The organism is Mesorhizobium sp. M7A.F.Ca.CA.004.06.1.1, assembly GCF_003999135.1.
Taxonomy (GTDB): Bacteria; Pseudomonadota; Alphaproteobacteria; order Rhizobiales; family Rhizobiaceae; genus Mesorhizobium.
Window position 1 is genome coordinate 1 of the sequence record NZ_RZPQ01000550.1, and the last position, 4027, is coordinate 4027.

Genomic DNA, 4027 nt, shown 5'->3' on the forward strand with positions numbered 1-4027 from the left:
GTCAACAACCGCTCGGTGGCGCTGCGCGTGCCGGCCGGCGACGCCAAGAACCGGCGCATCGAACACCGGCCGTCCGGCGTCGACGCCAATCCCTACCTGATCGCCGCAACCGTGCTCGCCGGAATCATCAAGGGCATGGACGAAGGTCTCGATCCGGGACCCGAAACGACCGGCAACGGCTATGAGGCAGCGGTCACGCGCACGACCATGCCTGTCGACTGGCGCGCCGCGATCGAAGCGGCGCGGACGTCCAGCTTCCTGAAGAACGCGCTCGGCGAGGACCTGCACCGGACCTTCGTGGCGATCAAACAGTCCGAATATCTGCGGGTGGCACGCACGGTCAGCGAGTTGGATTACCACCTCTATCTGCACGAGGTTTGATGGATTCATGATGGGCGGCGATCACTTTTTCGCCGCCTCCATCAAATGAGGTAGCGGATCTCCTGTTTAGAACATATCATGAACAGATGAGCGCACTTACCGTCCGTGAAAAGCTGGCGATCCTCTCCGACGCCGCCAAATACGATGCCTCTTGCGCCTCTTCCGGTGCAGCGAAAAAGGACTCGCTGAAATCAGGCGGCATCGGCTCCACCGAGGGCATGGGCATCTGCCATTCCTATGCGCCGGATGGCCGCTGCATTTCCCTTCTCAAGGTCCTGCTGACCAATTTCTGCATCTACGATTGCAGCTATTGCATCAACCGCTCGTCGTCCAATGTGCGGCGCGCCCGTTTCACCGTCGACGAGGTGGTGAAGCTGACCATGGACTTCTACCGGCGCAACTATATCGAAGGCCTGTTCCTGTCCTCGGGCGTCGTCCGCTCGCCGGACGAGACCATGGGCGAGATGGTCGAGGTGGCACGCCGACTGCGCGTGGAGGAGAAGTTCTCCGGCTACATTCATCTGAAGACGATCCCGGAAAGTTCGGCGGAACTGGTCGAGAAGGCAGGGCTTTATGCCGACCGGCTATCGATCAATGTCGAACTGCCGACCGACGAGGGTGTGAAGCGGTTGGCGCCCGAGAAGAAGCCGGAGACAATCCGGCTTTCCATGGCCAGGCTGCGCCAGAAGATGGAGGAGAAGGCCGAGCCGACTTTGAAGACCAGAAAGCGCGAACGCTTTGCGCCGGGCGGCCAGTCGACTCAGATGATCATCGGCGCCGACAAGACATCCGACGACGGCATCCTTCACACCAGCGCGCGGCTCTATGGCAGCTATCATCTGCGGCGCGTCTATTACTCGGCTTTCAGCCCGATTCCGGATTCGTCATCGTCGCTGCCCTTGCTGAAACCACCGCTGATGCGCGAACACCGGCTCTATCAGGCCGACTGGCTGATGCGGTTCTATGGGTTTTCGCAGCCGGAAATCCTCGCCGGGAGCAGCGACGGCATGCTCGATCTCGCCATCGACCCGAAGCTCGCCTGGGCGCTGCGCAACCGGGGGCAGTTTCCGGTCGACATCAACCGCGCCGACCGCGAAGCTCTGCTGCGGGTGCCGGGTCTCGGCACCAAGGTGGTGGCAAAGATTTTGGAGACGCGCCGGCATCGGCGCATGCGGCTCGAGGATGTCGGGCGGGTCTGCCAGTCGATCGCCAAGCTCAGGCCGTTCATCATCGCCGAAGGCTGGTCGCCTGGTGCGCTGACCGACAAGGCCGGCCTGCGCGACAGGATCGCCCCCTCCTGCGAACAATTATCGTTGTTCTGATCATGCGGCCAGCTGAACTTGATCTCGCCAGATACAGTGTACGGCTCGACAGCGAGACGGATTTTGCCGGCTGGCGTGACGCGGCACGGCGGCTGGCCCTGAATGAGGTCAGGCCCGAGGACGTCGGCTGGCATGTCGCGCCGGGCTCCGATCAGGCAGAATTGCCTGAAGTGCCTGCGGGCGCGCAACTCGCCGTGCCGCGCGACTTCATCGGGCATGCCGAAACGGCGTTCTGTCATTCCGATCCCGGCCGGTTTGCCTTTCTCTACCGCATGCTTTGGCGATTGCGCGATGAGCCTAAACTGCTGGAAATCGCGTCGGATCCCGACACCAGGCGGCTTGAGGCCATGGAAAAGGCGGTGCGGCGCGACAGCCACAAGATGCACGCCTTCGTACGCTTCCGGAAAATCGGCGACGGTGCCGATGAGCGCTATGTCGCCTGGTTCGAGCCGGATCATTTCATCGTCGAGCGCAACGCCGATTTCTTCGTCAGGCGTTTCACCGGCATGCGCTGGACGATCCTGACGCCCTATGCCTCCGCCGACTGGGATGGCGAAAGGCTGGCGATCGGGCCGGGCGCGGCCAAGGGCGATGCGCCTGATCAGGACGATACCGAGGCGCTGTGGCGCATCTATTTCGAGAACATCTTCAACCCGGCACGGCTGAAGGTGAAAGCCATGCAGAAGGAGATGCCGAAGAAATATTGGCGGAACCTTCCCGAGGCCTCGCTCATTCCAGACATGATCGCAGGAGCGGACAAGGCCGCCAAGGACATGATTGCGAAGATGCCGACAACACCCGCGCCGCACCACGCCAAGGTGCAGGCACGGCATTGGCCGAAGCAGCCCGCCGAAGCACCGGAAGATGATGCAGACACGATTCCCGAGTTGCGTGAGGTAGCGAAAGGCTGCCGCCGCTGCCCGCTGTGGCGCGACGCGACGCAGACCGTCTTCGGTGAAGGCCCCGACAATGCCAAGGTGATCTTCGTCGGCGAACAGCCAGGCGATCAGGAGGATCTCGCCGGCAAACCTTTCGTTGGTCCGGCCGGCAAGGTGTTCGATGCGATCCTGGATGATGCCGGTGTCGATCGGCAAAAGGTCTATGTCACCAACGCGGTCAAGCACTTCAAGTTCGAGCCGCGCGGCAAGCGCCGCATCCACTCCAAGCCGAATTCCGGTGAGATTCAGGCCTGCCGCTGGTGGATCGACCAGGAATTCGAGCTGATCAAGCCGAACCTCGCCGTGGCACTCGGCGCGACGGCGGCGATGTCGCTGCTCGGCAAGGCGATCCCGGTGACAAAGATGCGCGGACAAGTGATCGAGCGCGAGGACGGATTGCGCGTGTTCATCACCATCCATCCCTCCTTCATTCTGCGCATCCGCGAGTCCGCGGACAAGGAGGCTGAACGCGAACGGTTTCTGCAGGATATGAAGCTGGTGAAGCGGCTGATGGCCGCCTGATCAGTCTGTTTTCGCAATTCCGGACGGAAAACCGCTTCACACTTTTCCTGGAATTGCTTCAGCTACCTGATCAGAATCGCCCTGAGATCGTTGACATTCGTGCCGGTCGGGCCGGGTACGAAGAGATCGCCAACCGCGTTGAAGGCCGTCCAGGCATTGTTGCCGGCAAGCATGGCCTTGGCATCGACACCGGCCGAGCGCATGCGCGACACGGTCGAGCCATCGGCGAAGGCGCCGGCATTGTCTTCCGAACCGTCGATGCCATCGGTGTCGGCGGCCAATGCGTGGATGCCTTCGACGCCGTTGATGCCTATGGCGAAAGCCAGCAGGAATTCCGAGTTGCGGCCGCCCTTGCCTTTCGCCCGCAGGGTCACGGTTGTCTCGCCGCCCGATAAGATGAGCACCGGCTTCGAAAATGGTCGGTTGCGCGTCGCCACTTCGCGCGCGATCGCGGCATGGACGCCGCCCACCTCGCGCGCTTCGCCCTCGATGGCATCGGAGAGGATAACGGCCTCGACACCCTGCCGTTTCGCTTCCGCAGCGGCGGCTTCCAGCGATACCCCGGCCGAAGCGACCAGATGCACCTCGTTGCGCGAAAAACGCTCGTCGTCCGGGCTTGGCGCATCGGCGGCCGGCGAATTGATATGCGCCATCACCGAGGCCGGCAGTTTCATGCGATAGGCCGATATCGAGGCCAGCGCGTCGGCGCGGCTGCCTGTATTCGGTACGGTTGGGCCGGAGGCGACCATTGCCGGATTGTCGCCGGGAATATCGGAGACGATCAGCGACACCACCCTGGCCGGCCATGCGGCCGCTGCCAGCCTGCCGCCCTTGATGGTGGAAAGGTGCTTGCGGATGGTGTTC

At 62.6% G+C, this 4027-nt stretch carries 3 protein-coding genes and 1 pseudogene; 3 read left to right on the forward strand and 1 reads right to left on the reverse strand.

Annotated elements, in window-relative coordinates:
• The 3 genes and pseudogenes from EN906_RS25500 to EN906_RS25510 form a co-directional block, all read left to right on the forward strand.
• Positions 1-381 (forward strand): annotated as a pseudogene (locus tag EN906_RS25500) (glutamine synthetase); the annotation flags it as partial.
• 86 nt (positions 382-467) lie between these two features.
• Positions 468-1703: a putative DNA modification/repair radical SAM protein gene (locus EN906_RS25505; protein WP_127266496.1), complete on the forward strand. Its 1236-nt coding sequence runs from the start codon at positions 468-470 to the stop codon at positions 1701-1703.
• 2 nt (positions 1704-1705) lie between these two features.
• The gene (locus tag EN906_RS25510) at positions 1706-3163 is read left to right on the forward strand and encodes a UdgX family uracil-DNA binding protein (RefSeq protein ID WP_127266495.1); all 1458 of its coding nucleotides are present in this window, start codon (positions 1706-1708) and stop codon (positions 3161-3163) included.
• A gap of 62 nt (positions 3164-3225) precedes the next feature.
• Here EN906_RS25510 and EN906_RS25515 read toward each other — a convergent pair.
• Positions 3226-4027, reverse strand: an 802-nt coding sequence (locus EN906_RS25515; RefSeq protein ID WP_164777351.1) for a glycerate kinase, incomplete at its 5' end; no start/stop codon positions are given.

Excerpts from the sequence above, each read along its gene's own strand:
- EN906_RS25505 (WP_127266496.1), top strand. The coding sequence starts at position 468 with ATGAGCGCACTTACCGTCCGTGAAAAGCTGGCGATCCTCTCCGACGCC.
- EN906_RS25510 (WP_127266495.1), top strand. The coding sequence starts at position 1,706 with ATGCGGCCAGCTGAACTTGATCTCGCCAGATACAGTGTACGGCTCGAC.